This window comes from Exiguobacterium sp. USCH10 (assembly GCF_037619445.1).
Lineage (GTDB): Bacteria > Bacillota > Bacilli > Exiguobacteriales > Exiguobacteriaceae > Exiguobacterium > Exiguobacterium aestuarii_A.
The window spans coordinates 50,809-69,030 of record NZ_JAQPZO010000008.1 but is presented as its reverse complement, the minus strand read 5'-3'; the positions used below and the strand labels follow the sequence as shown (position 1 = coordinate 69,030).

Annotated in this window: 17 protein-coding genes; 11 read left to right on the top strand and 6 right to left on the bottom strand. The window is 48.0% G+C overall.

Annotation, left to right across the window (positions count from 1 at the left end; genetic code table 11):
• Window positions 1–171: 171 nt before the first annotated feature.
• The 4 genes from PQI28_RS11975 (at window position 172) to PQI28_RS11960 (ending at window position 4,647) form a co-directional block, all read left to right on the top strand.
• Complete coding sequence (locus tag PQI28_RS11975) at window positions 172–2,079, top strand: heavy metal translocating P-type ATPase (protein ID WP_339963436.1); 1,908 nt, start codon at window positions 172–174, stop codon at window positions 2,077–2,079.
• A 117-nt stretch (window positions 2,080–2,196) separates the two neighbouring features.
• Window positions 2,197–3,123 carry a carbohydrate kinase family protein gene (locus tag PQI28_RS11970; protein ID WP_074033083.1) on the top strand — a complete coding sequence of 309 codons (927 nt, stop codon included), beginning with the start codon at window positions 2,197–2,199 and terminating at the stop codon, window positions 3,121–3,123.
• Window positions 3,124–3,190: 67 nt separating this feature from the next.
• Window positions 3,191–3,628 (top strand): NUDIX domain-containing protein, encoded by a 438-nt coding sequence (locus PQI28_RS11965; protein ID WP_214696358.1) that lies wholly within the window; start codon window positions 3,191–3,193, stop codon window positions 3,626–3,628.
• A gap of 65 nt (window positions 3,629–3,693) precedes the next feature.
• On the top strand, window positions 3,694–4,647 hold the full coding sequence (locus tag PQI28_RS11960; RefSeq protein WP_339963435.1) for a YihY/virulence factor BrkB family protein: 954 nt from the start codon (window positions 3,694–3,696) through the stop codon (window positions 4,645–4,647).
• Window positions 4,648–4,686: 39 nt separating this feature from the next.
• Here the strand turns inward: PQI28_RS11960 and PQI28_RS11955 are convergent, their stop codons facing one another.
• Together PQI28_RS11955 and PQI28_RS11950 are read right to left on the bottom strand one after the other, a co-directional pair.
• Entirely contained in the window at window positions 4,687–5,220 is a 534-nt protein-coding gene (locus PQI28_RS11955; protein ID WP_074033130.1) for a beta-class carbonic anhydrase, read from the bottom strand.
• A 37-nt stretch (window positions 5,221–5,257) separates the two neighbouring features.
• Entirely contained in the window at window positions 5,258–6,157 is a 900-nt protein-coding gene (locus PQI28_RS11950; RefSeq protein WP_214696362.1) for a 1,4-dihydroxy-2-naphthoate polyprenyltransferase, read from the bottom strand.
• Between the two features lie 168 nt (window positions 6,158–6,325).
• Between PQI28_RS11950 and PQI28_RS11945 the strand changes: the two genes are divergently transcribed.
• The 7 genes from PQI28_RS11945 to PQI28_RS11915 are packed head-to-tail and all read left to right on the top strand — an operon-like array spanning window position 6,326 to window position 14,149.
• Complete coding sequence (locus tag PQI28_RS11945; RefSeq protein WP_339963434.1) at window positions 6,326–7,693, top strand: isochorismate synthase; 1,368 nt, start codon at window positions 6,326–6,328, stop codon at window positions 7,691–7,693.
• Window positions 7,694–7,706: 13 nt separating this feature from the next.
• The gene (gene menD, locus PQI28_RS11940) at window positions 7,707–9,356 is read left to right on the top strand and encodes a 2-succinyl-5-enolpyruvyl-6-hydroxy-3-cyclohexene-1-carboxylic-acid synthase (protein ID WP_339963433.1); all 1,650 of its coding nucleotides are present in this window, start codon (window positions 7,707–7,709) and stop codon (window positions 9,354–9,356) included.
• Window positions 9,353–10,132 carry an alpha/beta fold hydrolase gene (locus PQI28_RS11935; protein WP_339963432.1) on the top strand — a complete coding sequence of 260 codons (780 nt, stop codon included), beginning with the start codon at window positions 9,353–9,355 and terminating at the stop codon, window positions 10,130–10,132. Before menD ends, PQI28_RS11935 begins: the two co-directional genes overlap by 4 nt.
• Before the next feature lies 1 nt (window position 10,133).
• Window positions 10,134–10,958, top strand: a complete 825-nt coding sequence (gene menB, locus PQI28_RS11930; RefSeq protein ID WP_214696369.1) for a 1,4-dihydroxy-2-naphthoyl-CoA synthase — start codon at window positions 10,134–10,136, stop codon at window positions 10,956–10,958.
• Between the two features lie 51 nt (window positions 10,959–11,009).
• Entirely contained in the window at window positions 11,010–12,368 is a 1,359-nt protein-coding gene (menE, locus tag PQI28_RS11925; protein WP_339963431.1) for an o-succinylbenzoate--CoA ligase, read from the top strand.
• Entirely contained in the window at window positions 12,365–13,432 is a 1,068-nt protein-coding gene (menC, locus tag PQI28_RS11920) for an o-succinylbenzoate synthase (protein ID WP_339963429.1), read from the top strand. Before menE ends, menC begins: the two co-directional genes overlap by 4 nt.
• Window positions 13,433–13,453: 21 nt before the next feature.
• On the top strand, window positions 13,454–14,149 hold the full coding sequence (locus tag PQI28_RS11915; RefSeq protein WP_339963427.1) for an aspartate/glutamate racemase family protein: 696 nt from the start codon (window positions 13,454–13,456) through the stop codon (window positions 14,147–14,149).
• A 43-nt stretch (window positions 14,150–14,192) separates the two neighbouring features.
• Here PQI28_RS11915 and map read toward each other — a convergent pair whose 3' ends face one another.
• The 4 genes from map to PQI28_RS11895 all read right to left on the bottom strand — a co-directional run bounded on the left by map (window position 14,193) and on the right by PQI28_RS11895 (window position 18,057).
• Window positions 14,193–14,942: a type I methionyl aminopeptidase gene (map, locus tag PQI28_RS11910; RefSeq protein ID WP_214696377.1), complete on the bottom strand. Its 750-nt coding sequence runs from the start codon at window positions 14,940–14,942 to the stop codon at window positions 14,193–14,195.
• A gap of 14 nt (window positions 14,943–14,956) precedes the next feature.
• Window positions 14,957–16,141 (bottom strand): EAL-associated domain-containing protein, encoded by a 1,185-nt coding sequence (locus PQI28_RS11905; protein ID WP_339963425.1) that lies wholly within the window; start codon window positions 16,139–16,141, stop codon window positions 14,957–14,959.
• Between the two features lie 40 nt (window positions 16,142–16,181).
• On the bottom strand, window positions 16,182–16,433 hold the full coding sequence (locus PQI28_RS11900) for a hypothetical protein (protein ID WP_214696381.1): 252 nt from the start codon (window positions 16,431–16,433) through the stop codon (window positions 16,182–16,184).
• A 100-nt stretch (window positions 16,434–16,533) separates the two neighbouring features.
• The gene (locus tag PQI28_RS11895) at window positions 16,534–18,057 is read right to left on the bottom strand and encodes a DEAD/DEAH box helicase (RefSeq protein WP_214696383.1); all 1,524 of its coding nucleotides are present in this window, start codon (window positions 18,055–18,057) and stop codon (window positions 16,534–16,536) included.
• Window positions 18,058–18,222 lie beyond the last annotated feature (165 nt).

Genomic DNA, 18,222 nt, shown 5'->3' with positions numbered 1-18,222 from the left:
TGTGAGTCACTGATGAGCGTGTTAAAATAAACCTAGATAATAATTATTATAAATAAAGATATTGAATCAAATGTAGATTAAAACCTTATTTTAAGCCAATTGAAGATGATAATCATCATCAATAATTATCATTTAATCGAGATTTATTCTCAATTAGAAAGAAGGGATTCTATGAACGTCCAATCGGTTACACACGAAAAAAGCCACGTTTTCAAACGGGCTAGCTGGTACGAACATATCGAATTGATTATGGCGCTCATTAGCGGTGTATTGATTGTACTCGCTTATATCGCCGAAACACAAGAAGGAGCTCAATGGATTCATGTCACGCTTTACTTATCTGCCTTTTTCATCGGAGGATACGCAAAAGCGAAAGAAGGGATCACAGATACGATCGAGACAAAATCCCTGAACGTAGAGCTACTCATGATTATCGCCGCCATCGGTGCCGCATCCATCGGCTATTGGATGGAAGGTGCGATTTTAATCTTTATTTTTGCTCTATCAGGTGCCCTCGAAACGTACACGATGAATAAAAATGAACGTGCGCTTGAATCGTTGATGGAACTACAACCTGAACAAGCAACTCGTTTAACCGATTCTGACGAACTTGAAGTTGTGCACATTGACGACCTGAAAGTCGGTGATCGGATTTACGTCCGCCCAGGCGAACGCATCCCTGTTGACGGGCGAATCATGAAAGGAAGCGCATCTGTCGAAGAAGCCGCTATTACAGGAGAGTCTGTCCCGGTTGACCGACAAGTCGGAGATGACGTGTTTGGCTCAAGCGTCAACTTAAACGGTGTCTTGACGATTGAAGTGACTAAGCTTGCGACCGAGACGTTGTTCCAAAAAATCATTCAAATGGTCCAGCAAGCGCAGGAAGAAAAGTCGCCTTCTGCGCAGTTCATTGACCGCTACGAAGGGCGATATGTACAAGTTGTTCTTCTATCCGTCGCAGCCATCATCCTGCTCGGCCCCTTCTTCACGTCATGGTCTCTCGAAACGAGCATTTATCGCGGAATGATTTTACTTGTCGTCGCTTCTCCTTGTGCCCTTGTTGCCGCCATCACGCCTGCTGCCCTAGCAGCCATCGCCTCATCCGCGAAACACGGGATCCTGTTCAAAGGTGGTGCTCATATCGAGAACATGGGACGGTTGAAAGCAATCGCATTTGATAAAACCGGAACGCTCACGATCGGGAAACCAATCGTCCAAGAAGCGCTCATCTCACCTGATTTACAGGAAGTCGAAGTCAACCGAATCGTCAGTTTGATTGAAGAACATTCGATGCATCCGCTCGCAGAGGCCCTTGTCTCTTATACCGGAAAACATACCGGAGAGATGACGCACTTTAAAGACATCACAGGTTCCGGAATCGAGGCGACAATTGACGGGACGACATATCGCGTCGGTAAACAGAAGTTCGCTGACCGAAGTGGTGACTTCTTCAAAGAAGATGTAGAGCGGTTGAAAGAAGCCGGTCACACACTCGTCTTTATTAGTGATGATTCTCGTACAATCGGCGCCTATGCTCTCCGAGACACGTTGCGGGCCGAGGCTAAAGTAGCAATCAAGCGTCTGAATGAACTCGGAATCGCGACAATCATGATTACGGGAGATAATGAAGCGACTGCTCGTGCCATCGCAAACGAAGCTGGATTGACACGTTATATTGCCGAATGTTTACCAGAAGAAAAAGTTTCACAAATCAAAGCGTTACGTGAAGAGTACGGTTCAATTGGAATGATAGGCGACGGCATCAATGACGCACCTGCCCTCGCGACCGCTGATGTCGGAATCGCGATGGGTGAAGGAACCGATGCCGCTCTTGAAACAGCCGACGTCGTCTTAATGAAAAACGACCTCATGCGTTTGAGCGACGCTATTCGTCAATCACGCAAGCTGAACCGAATCGTCCTACAAAACGTCGTCTTTGCGCTCGGTGTCATTCTCGTCCTTATTGCCACAAACATTTTCGAACTGCTCATCATGCCGTTTGCGGTCGTCGGACACGAGGGTTCTACCATTCTAGTCATCTTGAATGGACTTCGTCTTCTCACCTCTTCATGGGAATAACCGATTCGACAAAATCGAATCGATGATTGAAACGATATGTCGATTTCGTTATAATTGAAACAATGTGTCTAAATAGACTGAAACAGATCGAAAGATTGGCTAAAGGTGGTACATGATATGAATACGATTGCAGTCATCGGCAAAGTGTTTGTCGATATTAAAGGAACATCTTTCGCACCGCTTCATAAAGATGCGAAAAATGTCGGCGACATCACTTTCTCTAATGGCGGAACAGGTCGGAACGTTGCTCAAAACTTAGGTGTACTCGGTAATGACGTTCGCTTCGTCTCAACTGTCACGAACGACCAAATCGGGGTCGGCGTCCTCGAGGAGTTACGTGGTTTACAGGTCAATGTCGATGGTGTCGATATGCTCGACGATAACGGAATGGGAATGTGGCTCGCCGTCATGGATAACAATGGCGACCTTCAAACATCAATTTCGAAACAACCTGACGAAGCGCGGATGGAAGAAGCAATTTTACGTCGAATCGACACAGTCTTTAAAGAGAGCGATGCGGTCGCAATCGACTTAGACTTGTCTGTTAACGTCTTAAACGAAACGATTGAACTTTGCCGTGAGATGGACTTGCCACTATACGGTGTGTGTGGCCACCTTTCTGTCATCGAACGGAACCGTCATTTACTTCAAGGCTTCACTGGTTTCATCTGTAGCCGCGAAGAAGCGGAAATCTTGTCCGATATGTCAATCGTCACGGTGGACGACGCACTACGCGTCGCCGAAGTACTCGCCATGAAAGGTGCACCCCTCACAATCGTTACGATGAGCGAGCTCGGGGCTGTTTATGTCGACCTTCGTACGAATGAACAAGGTCACGTCCCAACAACGAAAGTAAAAGTGGCCGACTCTACCGGGGCCGGTGACTCATTCTTCTCCGCTGTCATCTCCGAACTGATGAAACAGCATCCAATCGAAGATGCGCTTCGTCTCGGGATGCGTGTCGCAGGAAAAGTCATCGCGTCACACGAGAACGGATTGACGCAAGACATGTATGATTCATTAGAACAACCTACGCAAAAATGAGTTGAACGCATCGGCGAATCGTCGATGCGTTTTGTGCAAAATTATAGGAATGAAAGGAACGATCTCAGTGGTTCGAACGAAATTAAGAAGTGCGATCATTCTCATGAATGATCAAGATGAAGTGGCTTTGATTCGCCGCGAAAAAGAAGATGTCTTGTATTATGTATTCCCTGGAGGGGGAGTAGAATATGGGCATACGACTGAAGAAACAGCCGTTCGTGAAGCGTTTGAAGAACTCGGCGTTCATGTCGAGTTAGAAGGGGTTGCTGCCTATGTTGCCTTTAACAACGAGTTAAACCCTTACTATTGGGCGAAGATGACGGGTGGCGAATTCGGGACCGGAACGGGTGAAGAATTCCAGGAAGAACAGACAAACGGATCTTACACCCCGATGTGGATCAAGCGATCGGCGTTACCCCATCTTCCGGTCCGTCCTCCATCGCTCGCTGAAAAACTCGCCTCGCATGAGTCACGTTTTTACGATTTGACGTTATCTGAGGATTAATCATGTGTATCCTCGACCGAATTCGGGAAACATTTTTTTAATGACCGAGTCAGGAGGGTTTCATGATGGCAATGACAGAAGTAAAGGAAAAAAAGAATTGGTTCGGGTTTGGAAAAGAGTTATTCCGTCGTTTTAAAGAGCATGATGTACAAGATTACGGGGCCACGCTCGCATTCTTTTGGTTTTTATCGATTTTCCCCGGAATCATCTTCATTTTGGCACTCTTATCATTTTTTGATATCTCACAAGATTCGTTTCAAAATCAATTGAACGACTTGGCACCAGGATCCGCTGCTTCCGGGTTTTTGACGGGTATCTTTGACGCAATCGGGGAACCCCGAGGCGGTCTCTTATCGCTCGGTGCGATTTTAGCCATTTGGTCTGCCGCAAAAGGGGTCGATCGACTCATCACGACTTCCCTACACGCGTATGGCGAGGACAATGAACGAAATTTCTTTGTCAAAAAAGGATTAGCGCTTGGTTTGACGATTCTACTCGGGATCGGGATGCTGCTTCTCATTCTCTCTAACGTGTTTGGGGCGCAAATCATCTCGTTCGTCACCGAATATTTACCCGTCAACATTACCGGGGCAGAAGAGATGATGATTAATGTGTTCCGCTACGTCTTGACGACAGTCGTCTTGATTTTGACGCTTTCGATTTTTTATAAAGTCTCACCGCAGCAACACGTATTCTGGAAGAGCACGATACCAGGAGCCATCTTCGGTGTCATCGGTTGGCAGCTCGTATCTTTTGGGTTCAGCTTATACGTCTCAAACTTCGGAAGTTACGACTCGACCTATGGATCGCTCGGTGGAATCATCGTCACGTTGCTTTGGTTACAATTGACGGGAATGATCATCCTCATCGGGTCTGAAATTAACGCAACGTGGATGCGTTTCTTTAAATCGCCAAGTGAACAAGAATATGAACGTGACTTCAAGAAGAACAAAAAGAAAGCGAAACAAAAACAAGAAGAGGATGACTATGAAGACATCCCAACAAATACGTACGGCTAATACAAAAAGGAGCACGTTCGAGTTGAACGCGCTCCTTCCTTATGCCTCTACTGGGTCAAGACGTCCTGTCGCCGGGTCAATCACGAACCCGTGGACATTCGTGCCTGGTGGTAATAATGGATGATTGTTGATTAAGTTGATTGAATGAACGACATTCTCTTCGACCGAATCAAATCCATGTAGCCATTGCTCCAAATCCATCCCTGACGATTTCAACGTCTTCAACGTCTGAGGATCGATTCCTCGTCGTTCCATCTCTTCAATCACAACAGACGGCTCGATTGCCGCCATCCCACAATCGTAATGACCGACCACGACAACTTCCTCCGCGCCTAGCGCATAAAGCGCGACTAAAATCGAACGCATGGCTGAACCAAATGGATGCGACAAGACAGCCCCCGCATTTTTGATGATTTTAGCGTCTCCGTTCTTAAGTCCTAGCGCTTGAGGTAACAGTTCCGTCAAACGTGTATCCATACACGTCAAAATCACGATTTTCTTATCCGGAAATTTATCAGATACGAACGGCTCGTACTGTTTTTCCTCTACGAAACGTTTGTTAAATTCAAGCATTTCTTTTACGACTGACACGTTAACGCCTCCCCTTTTCTCACATCACAAATCTTGAAACAATGAGTCCGACGACCATCCATGCCCCGAACAACGTATTCACCTTCGCCGTCATCGCCATCGCAGGCATCAATTCGGCCGGTTCAGCCTTTTGCCAAAACCGTTGAATCGCTCGAACCATGACCGGCACGGTGAATAGTGATAGCAAGACCCATGGTGTGACTCCATAATACACGACGGCGACGATGATGCCGACTAATGCGGCGATAAAGAATGCCGCGAGCACATATACGGCACGTCGATGACCGACTAGACACGCGATTGTTTTTCGCCCGTTCTCTTTATCGTTATCTAAGTCTCGAATATTGTTCGCAAGTAAGATTGCCCCAATCAACAAGGCCATCGGGAACGACACGAGCAACAATTCCGTCGTCACCGTATTGATTTGAATATAGCCAGCGATTCCAATGATGACATATCCCATGAAGAGACCGGCAACAATCTCACCAAACGGCGTATACGCAATCGGTAACGGGCCTCCCGTGTACAAGTATCCAACGAGCATGGATAACGCACCGACCCAAAGCAGGTGCCAACTCGTTGACGCTGCGATATAAAGTCCGAGTATCGCCGAGACAGCATACATGCCAAGGGCGATTGACAGGATTTGATTTGGCGTAAACCCGTCGCGCACGATGGACCCACCAATCCCGATCGATCCTTCATGATCTAATCCTCGCTTATAGTCATAGTACTCGTTAAATAAGTTCGTTGCGATTTGAATGAGGACTGACGCGACTAACATCGCAAGAAAGAGTCCCCACTTCAGTTCGGTTTGATCGAGGACGATGAACGTCCCGAGCAAGACCGGAATAAAACTTGCTGTCAGGGTATGCGGGCGAATCATTCGCCAATATGCCCCTTTTGATTTCTGTTTCATTTCGTTCCCTCCCTTCGTTAGTTTACGTCTCGATGAAAAAATCTGTCAACGTCAGCCATCCATCTCATGATCCTTACAATTTCTCGAGCATTTCATAGACAAGTGAATTGCGAACTCATGATACACTAAAGAGTGAGAATTCTATCGGATTGAGGAGGCTTTTCTTTCATGCCAGATACTCAAACACATATAAAACAACGAATCGAGCAAGCTCACAAACGGGCGCGAGCTTGGCAACGTCCTGTCCTCGCATCCTACACGTGGGAAATTTCGGCGTTCGATGCGTTTCAAATCATTCAAAACACGGATACGTCCCATTATTACTTCATGACACCGGACCGTACGCTTGAAATGCTCGGTTGCGGAGATGCGCTCGTCTTGAGTGCCTCAGGCCCCGAACGATTTCAGCGACTCCAGTACGATTGGAGTCTCCATCGGCGAGATGTCGACGCAACCGTCCATGCGTTTGCTGGCTTTTCGTTCGATACGTTCATGCGTCCACAAAAGAGCATGTGGGATGCCTTTGGGGAGGCATCACTCGTCGTTCCAAAATTTTTATACCGTCGTTATAAAGACCGACATACATTGACAGTCGCGACTCTTGTCTCTTCGAAACAATCGGTCGAGCAGTATTTAATTCAATTGGCCGATCAATTGGCACAATTCAGTTCACTTCGCCCGACCGAGGAATCAACACCGTCCTATTCGAAAGTAAAAGACGGTGTGGAACATTACAAATCAAGCTTTCAGCAAGCCAAGCAGTTAATCGAGGAAGAGCGAGTCGAAAAAATCGTCATCGCGCGAGAAGAGATTTATCAACGTTCTGACGATGCCTTTCCATTCGCGAAGAGTTTGAAGCATTTGGCGGAACATCAAGAGTCGAGCTATATCTACTTATATCAACCTAAACGTGACATCGGCTTCTTCGGAGCGACACCTGAACGATTGATTCAAAAAGAAGGGATGCGACTGAATACAGCTGCCATCGCCGGAACCATCAAGCGCCCTCAGACTGAAATCGAAAGCGACCTTGCGAAGGAACAACTGTTACATGATGCGAAAAATCGTGAAGAACATCAAATCGTCGTAAAAGATATTAAGCAAGCTTTGACACCTTATACCGCGCCGATTCACACGAGCGAGACACCGCAAATTCTTGCGAATCGGTCGGTGTTTCACCTGCACACTCCAATCCAGGCGACACTCGAAACAAACGCTTCCTTGTTGTCGTTAGCGGAAGCACTCCATCCAACCCCAGCCCTTGGTGGCTCACCGAAGCGGACATCGGTCCGATTACTTCGTGAAATCGAGCGGTTCGACCGTGGATGGTACGGTTCTCCATTTGGCTGGGTCGATAACGATGGGGATGGCGAGTTTGTCGTCGCCATCCGCTCGGCACTCGTCCAGCATCAGTTCGTCGCACTTTACGCAGGAGGCGGGATTGTCAAAGACTCGGTTCTCGAGCAAGAGCTTGAAGAAACCGAAATGAAAATGAGTCCAATCAAACAAGCTTTGCAGTTTGATTCGCACGATTAAGGAGGCACCCTACATGAATAAGATGTTGACCGACTGGGTAGCATCCATGGTGAATCGACTTGTTGAATCTGGCGTGACCGACGTGGTCATCAGTCCGGGTTCTCGTTCGACCCCACTCGCGATAGCGGCTTATTTACACCCGCAAATCCGCCATCACATCATCGTCGATGAGCGCTCCGCTGCATTTTATGCTCTCGGATTGACTCGATCGACGGACATTATCCGTCCTGTCGCACTCATTTGCACGAGCGGTACGGCTGCGACAAATTACTTCTCGGCGGTGACGGAGGCATTCATTTCGCAATTGCCGCTCATCGTCTTGACGACCGATCGACCACATGAACTTCGGAACGTCGGGGCACCACAAGCAATCAATCAAGTCCGATTATACGGTGAACAAGTAAAGACGAGTCTCGACTTACCTGTACCTGAAGAAGCCACGCTGTCGTTCATGCAGCAGACAGTCACCCGATTCACGAATCTTGCCATGCAGGCACCGATGGGACCCGTTCACTTGAATGTCCCGTTCCGAGAACCGTTACTCCCAGACCTTGAACAGTTGAAGCTGACGCTGAAAGGTGAACCTGCTATACCGGAAAGACAGAGCGTTCGCCCGTCAAATACCGACCGGAAAATCTTTTTGGAACGTACGAGTCAAAAGCAACTCGCATTCGTTGTCGGCCCTTACACACCGCTGTCATGGCAAAAAGCCATTTACAAATCAGCGACCGAGCATAATATCCCGATCTTTGCGGATCCACTCAGCGGCATGCGTCGTTTCGACGGTGTCTTGACGAACTACGACACGTGGCTCGCAAGTGAACACAAAGCCGACTGGTTACCGGATGTGTTCATTCGATTCGGTGCCGCGCCCGTTTCAAAACGACTCAATCAGTGGATGACTGCGACGGAGCTAGTTGTGATTGAAGAGCCGGGCTCTTATCGTGACCCAAGTAGCCGTGCGACCATCTGTTACGGAGACGCACTCGACTTTTTACCACTCATTGAATCAACAAATGATCCACGTTACGTCGAACGACTACGTTTCTTCGAGGATGTCACGGAAGTGGCGAAGCCTTCACTCCAGGGAGAAGCTGAATTGACGAAACGGTTGCTCGATACGTCAATCGAACGTCTCTTCGTCAGTAACAGTATGCCGATTCGTGATGTCGATACGACATTATCCGCCGGAAAGAGCGTGCAAGTTCTTGCAAACCGAGGCGCCAACGGGATTGACGGTGTTCTTTCGAGCGCACTCGGTAGCTGTTATGACACGTCTCATGCCGCTCTACTGATTGGTGATTTGGCATTCTATCATGATAGCAATGCCCTACAACTGTTAAAACATCATCCAGGGAAGTTTTCAGTCGTGATTTCGAATAATAATGGTGGAGGGATTTTCTCCTTTTTACCGCAAGCTTCCGTCGATACCCAACTTTTCGAAGATTTGTTTGGGACACCGCTTAATTTGAACATTCGTGGGTTTGCCGAGACTTACGGGTTGTCCTATCGTCTAATTGAGCAACCACAGAAGATTCAAGAAGCGATTGAAGACGGCATTCATTTGATTGAGTTCCCATCGGATCGGGAGCAAAACGTGACGACTCACCGAGGATGGACGCAGTCTGTCTGCGCTCGTCTTGTCATGGAGAATGAGGCATGATCGTCGAGTTGCGAGGTGTCGACTATGAAGTATGCATTCGAGGAGAAGGAAAACCGGTACTGTTCTTACACGGGTTCACGGGAAATGCTCAATGGGTCGATTCATTCCCTAGCTTACCGGTTCGACTCGTGTCACCTTCATTATTGCAACATGGCGCAACGGAACGCCCTCCCGTCACTCGTTCGACGATGAGTCAACAAGTGAAGGATCTTTCACGCCTACTCTATTTAGACGATCGTCCTTGGACAGTCGTCGGTTATTCACTCGGCGGTCGAATCGGATTGACACTCGCCGCGTGCGACAAACGCGTCGAACATGTCATCGGGGTCAGCACGACACCCGGTCTCCGATCTTCTAAAGAACGGACAGCTCGTCGACGTCAAGACGAAGAACTTGCCCGATTCATCGAAACCGAAGGACTCTCCGCATTCGTCAAGCGATGGGAGAACCTTCCACTTTGGCGACAAACTGAAGAGATGAAACAATCACTTAGGAAGGACCGACTCGCACAACATCCGACTGCTCTTGCGAACAGTTTGCGCGCCATCGGTACAGGTCATATGCCTTCGCTCTGGGGTGCATTGCACCGCCTTCCCCACGTCGATTTGATTGTCGGGGCAGAAGATTCTAAGTTCAAAGCGATTGCACGAGACATGCAGAAAGAACGGTCTGATATTAAAATCTATGAAATTTCAGATGCGGGGCATGCTCCTCATATCGAGAATGCACCAGAGTTTGGTACAATAATAAAGAAATTGATTTTAGGGGGTATTTAAAATGGAATCAGTAGCGAACTGGACATCGGTCCGTACGTATGAAGACATTAAATATGAAACATGGAATGGGATTGCTAAAATCACCATCAACCGTCCAGAGGTACGCAACGCGTTCCGTCCGTTGACGGTCAATGAATTGATTGATGCATTCGCACGCGCACGCGACGATAAAGAAGTCGGCGTCATCATCTTGACGGGTGAAGGCGAAAAGGCATTCTGTTCAGGTGGAGACCAAAAAGTTCGTGGGCATGGCGGATACGTCGGGGAAGATGAAATCCCACGCTTGAACGTCCTCGACCTTCAACGCCTCATTCGCGTCATTCCAAAACCGGTCATTGCCATGGTCGCAGGTTTCGCAATCGGCGGAGGGCATGTCCTTCACGTTGTATGTGACTTAACAATTGCAGCGGACAACGCTCGCTTCGGACAAACAGGTCCTAAAGTCGGTTCGTTCGATGCAGGATACGGCTCTGGTTACTTAGCACGCATCATCGGTCATAAGAAAGCTCGTGAAATCTGGTACCTTTGCCGCCAGTACGATGCACAAGAAGCACTCGAAATGGGACTCGTCAACACAGTCGTCCCTCTCGATCAACTTGAAGCAGAAACAGTCAAGTGGTGCCAAGAAATCTTACAGCACTCACCGACTGCACTTCGCTTCTTGAAAGCAGCAATGAACGCGGACACAGACGGTCTTGCTGGACTTCAGCAACTCGCTGGAGACGCAACGCTTCTCTACTACACAACCGATGAAGCGAAAGAAGGACGCGATGCGTTCAAAGAAAAACGTGACCCTGACTTCGGTCAATTCCCACGTTTCCCTTAATTTTGTTGAGAGAGTAGCGATTCCGCTACTCTTTTTTTGGAGGTTACAGACATGTATGAATGGATTGAACAACATCCGGCATCACAGATCGCACTCGTGACACGCGAGGAAAGACTGACGTGGGAAGCGTTACGTACCGAGAGCCTGCAACTTGCCCAATACATCCATGAACAGACACCCACTGCCGAAAAGATTGGCATATTCGCTAAAAACAGCAAAGACTATATCATCGCCGTCCATGCGGTGCATCTGCTCGGCAAAGTACTCGTTCCAATCAACACACGCTTGACCGAAGAGGAGGTACGCACTCAGTTAAACAAAGTAAGAGTTGATTTGCTTCTCGTCGATGACGAGATCGATTTGCCGGTCACACAACGTTTCGTGACACGTCGGGCGCGATCATGTTTCACGGTGACACATGAGTGGAAAGAAAATGACACGATGTCTCTCATGTTTACGTCTGGTACGACGGGGCGGGCCAAGGCTGTACAACAGACGTATGGAAATCATCTCGCAAGCGCACGTGCTGCCGAAGCGCATCTAGACTATCGTCCATCTGACCGAATGCTTACGGTGACGCCACTCTTCCATATGAGTGGACTTTCTCAAGTGTATCGGAGTGCAATCATCGGTTCGACGCTTTATGTTGAGCCACGTTTTGATGTCGACCGCACCCTTTATTTAATTGAAACTGAAGGCATTACTCAGTTGTCACTCGTCTCTATCATGCTTCAGCGACTGCTGGATGCCGGGCTAGAAAAACACAGTCTTCGCACCTTGCTCGTCGGAGGTGGGCCTGTCCCTCGTCCGTTACTAGAAGAAGCAGAGCGACGACAGTTACCGGTCGCTCAAACATATGGGATGACCGAAACGTGTTCTCAAGTCGCCACGCTACTTCCAAGCGAAGCGCTCTCACATATCGGTTCGAGCGGGAGAGCCATCGCACCGACCGTGATCCGAATCAGTCAGGACGGGGAGATTGAGGTAAAAGGACCAACTGTGACGAGTGGGTACTTCGAACAACCTGAATCAGATGCTTGGACACCAGACGGTTACTGGAAAACAGGTGATCTCGGAACGATGAAAGACGGGTATTTATATGTACACGATCGCCGAAGCGACCTCATTATTTCTGGTGGCGAAAACGTGTATCCTGCTGAAATCGAGGCTGCGATGTTACGATGTGCCGGTGTCCGAGACGTTGGGGTTACGAAACAAGCACACCCGACCTGGGGAGAAGTCCCGCTCGCCTTCGTCGTCGGATCATATAACCCGACGGAGATGCAGAAAATCCTTGATTCCCAGTTAGCCAAGTATAAACATCCGCTTGCGATTCATCACGTAGAGGACCTACCCCGAAACGCGAACGGAAAATTAATGCGTCATCGCTTAAAGGAGCTACTGCCATGATCAGACGTGCTGACCTTTCAATCGTCCCTTTGACATTTAAACACCCCATCGTAACGGCGCACGCCGTTTTGTCGGTGAGACGAACACTCATCCTTCGACTTGAAACTGTAGATGGTGTCGTCGGATATGGCGAAGGTGTCGCCTTTGAGACACCTTGGTACACGGAAGAAACGACCCAGTCCATGATTGATACATCAAAATTGATTCTTCATCTATTAAAGGGCATGACGGTCACGACGGACGTGTTTCCGACCCTCGTCTCATCGGTTATCGGTCAACGAATGGCGAAAGCGATGTGGGAAAGTGCATTATGGGAGATTGAAGCAGCACGCGCGAACGTGTCACTTAAGTCGTATATAAAGGCCGGGGATACCGTCTCCTGCGGTAGAACGATCGGGATTGGGCTACTCCATCAGACGATGAACTCGATTGAAGCAGCGCTAGCCGATGGTTTCGAGCGAATCAAATTAAAAGCCTCCCCTAATGAATTACTCCCGGCACTACGCGAAATCCGAGCTGTCTTTCCAGATGCGCCACTCATGATTGACTTAAACGGAAGCGCGTCCGATCAACCGATAGAATGGTTCGAACAAATCGACACCCATCAGTTATTGATGATTGAACAACCGTATCCGAGCCGCCAGTTCGCCAAATCTGCGACTCTTCAACAAAAACTCAAAACACCGATTTGCCTCGATGAGTCGATTACGTCTTACGACGATGTGGAGACGATGACGCAACTCGGCGCGGGTAAAATCGTCAATATTAAGCCTGCACGTGTCGGTGGTTTCAGCGAGGCTTTACACATTCGGAAACACGGAACACCTTACTGGGTCGGTGGGATGTATGAATCCGGAATCGGAAGGTATCACACGCTTTTATTCGCTTCGCTCAGCGGCGCGAGCTTTCCGGCGGATATGTCGGGGACGAGCGCTTACTTCGAACAAGATTTGCTCGATACACCGCTTGAGGTCGAGAATGGGAAATTGACGCTTCCGGACTCAGTACAACCAGACTGGGATGTGATTGAACAGCTGAGAGAAACAAATATCTCGCTAGCTTAGGCGTTTTTTAAAGGAGTCATTATGAAGAAAATCGGAATGTTAGGCGGAATGAGTTGGGAGTCCTCACTCGAGTATTACCGAATGATGAATGAGGAAGTGAAAACGATATTAGGTGGGACACATTCTGCCAACTGTCTGTTGTACTCGTTTGATTTCCAACAGATTGAACGATTACAGCACGAAGGAAAATGGGATGAATTGACGCGTATCATGGTAGAAGAGGCTATGAACCTTAAAAAGGCAGGAGCCAATCTCATTGTGATTTGTACGAACACGATGCATCTTGTGGCGCCTTCCATTGAAGCCGCCACTTCCCTGCCCGTCTTGCATATCGCAGATGTCACGGGACATGCCATCAAACAGGAAAATCTAAAAAAAGTGGCGCTTCTCGGTACACGATTCACAATGGAAAGTTCATTCTACCGCGACTTGCTGAAAGAGCGGTATGAAATCGAACTAATGATTCCAAATGAAGAAGATCGCCAATGCATACACGACATCATTTATGATGAGCTGATTTTCGGAATCCTAACAGAAGCGAGTCGTCTCGCTTATACGCGCATCATTGAATCGCTGCAAGCCGATGGAGCAGAAGGTGTCATTCTCGGATGTACGGAAATCCCCCTGTTGATTCAGCAACAACATGTGTCCATCCCACTCTTTGATACAACGTATCTTCACGCGACAGCAGCCGTGCGCAAAGCTCTCGAACAATGAATACAGAAAAGGTGCGGTTCACGAGAACCACACCTTCTTTACATTAACGGAACGATCCCGTTAACACTTCATATCCATCTTCTGTGACGATGACTGTATGTTCGAACTGTGAGACGAGGCTCTTATTCGGTGTGAAGAGTGTCCACCCATCCTCTTCTGACTGATAGACGATTTCGTCTTTCGTCGAGATGAATGTTTCGACCGCAATCACTTGCCCAGCTTTTAAGAGCTGATTCTCTTCGCGGCTGTAGTAGTTTGAAATCGTCTCCGGCTCTCCGTGTAACGTTCGACCGAGTCCGTGTCCGGCTAAGTTACGGATGACCGTGAATCCATTCTTTCTCGCGTCCGAATAAATGGCTTTCCCGATTTGGTTGACTTTCACGCCCGCTTTGACTTTGCTGAGACCGGCTTCGAGCGACGTCAACGACACTTCGACCAATCGTTCATGTTGAGGTGATTTTGCTTCCCCAGCAATGACCGTACGACCTGTATCGGCATAATAGCCATCCTTCACAGCTGAAACGTCAACGTTAACGATATCGCCTTCTTGAATGACCTCTTCCCCAGGAATCCCGTGGGCGGCGACGTCATTGAGTGAGATACACGTGTACCCTGGGAACTCATACATCGTAATCGGTGCAGAAGCCGCACCCTCTTCTTCTAAAATACGTTGCCCAATCGCATCCAATTCTTTTGTCGTCATGCCGGGCTTGACGGCTTTCGCCATCTCATCTCGTGCAAGTGCGACGATTCGACCGATTTCGCGTAACGCATCGTAATCATAATCTAACATCATAACTCTTCCTTTCAGTCTAATAATCGATTCTGGTACAGATATTCTTCGGATATGTCGGCGAACAAGAACATGCCGTCGGGTAACGGATAACTGAACGTACGCGTCACTTCGTTTGAACTGAAATCACGATAGTCTCCTGATAAATAGCCACGTCCCCGAACGTCCATGGCCGCCATCGTTTGAATGAAATATGGTCGGAAACTCCAGTTGTAACCCCGATACGTATTATCGACACGCCATTCTCCGTTCACACAGTAGACGTTTGCACTCGTCTGAAACCCTGTCTTATCCGTCAAATAGTAACGGACAAACACTTCCTCGAGCTTCGGTGCGATGTATTGAATCCACTCGTCTTTCTTATCTCTCGACCATTTACCGGATTGAACGAGTTCTCCGATTCGACGATGTAACTCAAACTCAAGTTCGTATAAACGATTCAATCGCTTCTGGTCATGTAAAAAGAAAGAAGGCACTTCTTGTGCCAAGACACCCATTCCTTTGATTTCTCGTTGTGGAATCTCGTCTTCTAACCCAAGCAAACCACCCATGTAATAGCGACCGCCGTGTTGCCAAGCATAACGAAGCTGTCCGATATGGTTGATTGATTTGTACAGAAGCGGTGCACCGAGCTTCGAAGCGATATATTCCATCGTTTGAAGCATGTTCGGATACGTGACCGACAACGTCTTTTTCTCCACCATCGTACCGAGGTCGACAAGCAACAATTCTGGCGCGAGTGTCATAATGTCCTCGATACTCGTCGACTCTGCGAAGTCTAGTGCGATTTTCAGCCCGTACGACCGATAGTACTGAATGACACGCGATAGGCGAGGAACATCAACCAGATCCGTCCCTTGAAGCGTCACATAAATACGATGTAACGGGAAATTCAATTCGCGCAGAGGAGCTAAAAAAGCTTCTCCCCCTTCTTCAAGAATCCATTCCGATCGACATCTGAATGTGACGAATGGCTTGGCGTCTCGAAGCTGTGCTGCTGCCAATTGCTCCATCCGTTGGGCGATGTCTAACTGATACTCGAGCGGAACGTCATCATCATAAAAAAATGGTGTCAACGATTCGCCTCGGAATCGCCCATGTACCATATAGCCTTCCACTTGAAACGTTGCCGCTCCAAGGATTGGTTCATACGTCACCATCACTTCTTCAGGATGGACCATCACTTCTACCGCATCCATAACTCATCACCTCTTCGTTAAATGCGAAAACGAGCTACAATCAGCTCGTTCGCGTGTGTACATACATATAGGCACCGAAACAAGCAATAAAATAGGCGATACTCATTACGCCATATGCAATGCCCATCTTTCCGCCTACTCCAATGGCTAACACTAAAAAAATCATCGCTCCAAACAACAATGTCGCCACGGGGATATAACGAAAGTTAGGACGGTCTGTCTTTGACACGATTGGTTTGAGTGCGAGCACACAACCAAATAGCACAAGGAGACCGAAACTTAATTCCACCATCCGTTGACACCTCATCCTTCTATCTCTACTCAACTAGTGTAGCACGACACAATAAAAAAAGCCGCAAATCCACTTAAGGAAATGCGGCATTTCACGATGATTAGTCACGCGGACGGCGTGGGCCACGGTCATCCGAGCGACGACGATCGTCACCACGGTATGATCCTTTACGGTCTCCACTGCGTCCATCACGACGTTCGCCACCGCGTCCACCACGACGATCGCCACCACGGCCACCGCCACGACGGTCGTTACGACCACGGTATCCACCGCGATCGCCACCACGGCCACCTTGACGTTTGACACGAACTGGTTCAGCGTACGAGATTTCAACAGGTGTTGAATCTGGCTCTTTCGTCAATCCACGAAGGGCTGCAGCGAGAATTTCAACTGCTTCATACTCTTCAAGAAGTTCAGTCGCAAGTTGCGTGTACGCTTTGAAGTCGCCCGCTTGAACGCGTTCGATCAACTCTTCAGCTGCTTGCTTTTGGTTTCCTTCAAGTACTTCCGCGATTGTCGGTACGTGACGACGGTTCATGCGTTTGTTCGTTACACGTTCGATTGCTTTCACTTGTCCAAACTCACGTGGCGTGATGAACGTGAGGGCAGTACCTGTTTTACCAGCGCGACCTGTACGACCGATACGGTGTACGTAGCTCTCTGGGTCTTGTGGTACATCGAAGTTGTAAACGTGCGTGACACCTGAAATATCAAGTCCACGTGCAGCAACGTCAGTCGCTACTAAGATATCGATTGTTCCGTTTTTGAAACGACGAATCACTTGGTCACGTTTTGATTGCGTCAAGTCTCCATGAAGACCGTCTGCAGTGTATCCACGCTTGATAAGTGCTTCTGTCACTTCGTCAACGCGTTTCTTCGTACGAGCGAAGATGATGCTGAGTTCTGGTGAGTCGATGTCGATCAAACGGCAAAGCGTATCGAATTTTTGACCTTCACGCAATTCGATGAACTGTTGGTTGATGTTCTCAACTGTCATTTCTTTCGCTTTGACTTTGATGATTGTCGGCGACTTCATGAAACGCTCTGCAATCTTTTTGATTTGTGGTGGCATCGTCGCTGAGAAAAGAAGCGTTTGGCGTTCTTCAGGAAGACCTGCCAAAATCGTTTCGATATCTTCAACGAAGCCCATGTTGAGCATTTCGTCTGCTTCATCCAAGATGACTGTTTGAATGTCATCAAGTTTGATTGTTTTACGTTTCATGTGGTCCATGAGACGTCCTGGTGTTGCAACGACGATTTGTGGGTTCTTTTTCAAACCACGGATTTGACGGTCGATCTGCTGACCACCGTAAACAGGAAGTGCGTATACGCGCTTTGTTTCTCCGATTTTGTTTAATTCTTCTGCAACTTGAATCGCAAGTTCACGTGTCGGTGCAAGAACGAGTGCTTGGACTTGACGTGCCTTTGAATCGATTCGCTCAATTGTCGGAATACCGAAAGCTGCTGTTTTCCCTGTACCTGTTTGTGCTTGCCCTAATACGTCCACTCCTGTGAGTGCGACAGGAATTGTCTCAGCTTGGATCGGTGTAGCTTCCTCGAAGCCCATTTTGTGTACACCTTTTACTAACGCTTCACTTAATTGTAAATCTTGGAATTTTGTCAAATTATATTCTCCTTTGTTCATACAAAAAACGTCTGAGTTCAGTTTGACAGATCTACAGACGTTTTCTCAATGTTTCCTCATAGTCAACTTTATTAACTATAACGTATTTATTCCTAAAATGAAAGAAATACATTTTCAAACTTTTTCATGTCATCCGAACATGAG

What these genes read in the sequence shown, in the direction of transcription:
- map (WP_214696377.1), bottom strand. Translation starts at nt 14,942, where the DNA reads ATGTTAGATTATGATTACGATGCGTTACGCGAAATCGGTCGAATCGTC.
- PQI28_RS11975 (WP_339963436.1), top strand. Translation starts at nt 172, where the DNA reads ATGAACGTCCAATCGGTTACACACGAAAAAAGCCACGTTTTCAAACGG.
- PQI28_RS11945 (WP_339963434.1), top strand. Translation starts at nt 6,326, where the DNA reads ATGCCAGATACTCAAACACATATAAAACAACGAATCGAGCAAGCTCAC.
- PQI28_RS11915 (WP_339963427.1), top strand. Translation starts at nt 13,454, where the DNA reads ATGAAGAAAATCGGAATGTTAGGCGGAATGAGTTGGGAGTCCTCACTC.
- menE (WP_339963431.1), top strand. Translation starts at nt 11,010, where the DNA reads ATGTATGAATGGATTGAACAACATCCGGCATCACAGATCGCACTCGTG.
- PQI28_RS11970 (WP_074033083.1), top strand. Translation starts at nt 2,197, where the DNA reads ATGAATACGATTGCAGTCATCGGCAAAGTGTTTGTCGATATTAAAGGA.
- menB (WP_214696369.1), top strand. Translation starts at nt 10,134, where the DNA reads ATGGAATCAGTAGCGAACTGGACATCGGTCCGTACGTATGAAGACATT.
- PQI28_RS11900 (WP_214696381.1), bottom strand. Translation starts at nt 16,433, where the DNA reads ATGGTGGAATTAAGTTTCGGTCTCCTTGTGCTATTTGGTTGTGTGCTC.
- PQI28_RS11935 (WP_339963432.1), top strand. Translation starts at nt 9,353, where the DNA reads ATGATCGTCGAGTTGCGAGGTGTCGACTATGAAGTATGCATTCGAGGA.
- PQI28_RS11905 (WP_339963425.1), bottom strand. Translation starts at nt 16,141, where the DNA reads ATGGATGCGGTAGAAGTGATGGTCCATCCTGAAGAAGTGATGGTGACG.
- menD (WP_339963433.1), top strand. Translation starts at nt 7,707, where the DNA reads ATGAATAAGATGTTGACCGACTGGGTAGCATCCATGGTGAATCGACTT.
- PQI28_RS11955 (WP_074033130.1), bottom strand. Translation starts at nt 5,220, where the DNA reads ATGCTTGAATTTAACAAACGTTTCGTAGAGGAAAAACAGTACGAGCCG.
- menC (WP_339963429.1), top strand. Translation starts at nt 12,365, where the DNA reads ATGATCAGACGTGCTGACCTTTCAATCGTCCCTTTGACATTTAAACAC.
- PQI28_RS11950 (WP_214696362.1), bottom strand. Translation starts at nt 6,157, where the DNA reads ATGAAACAGAAATCAAAAGGGGCATATTGGCGAATGATTCGCCCGCAT.
- PQI28_RS11960 (WP_339963435.1), top strand. Translation starts at nt 3,694, where the DNA reads ATGGCAATGACAGAAGTAAAGGAAAAAAAGAATTGGTTCGGGTTTGGA.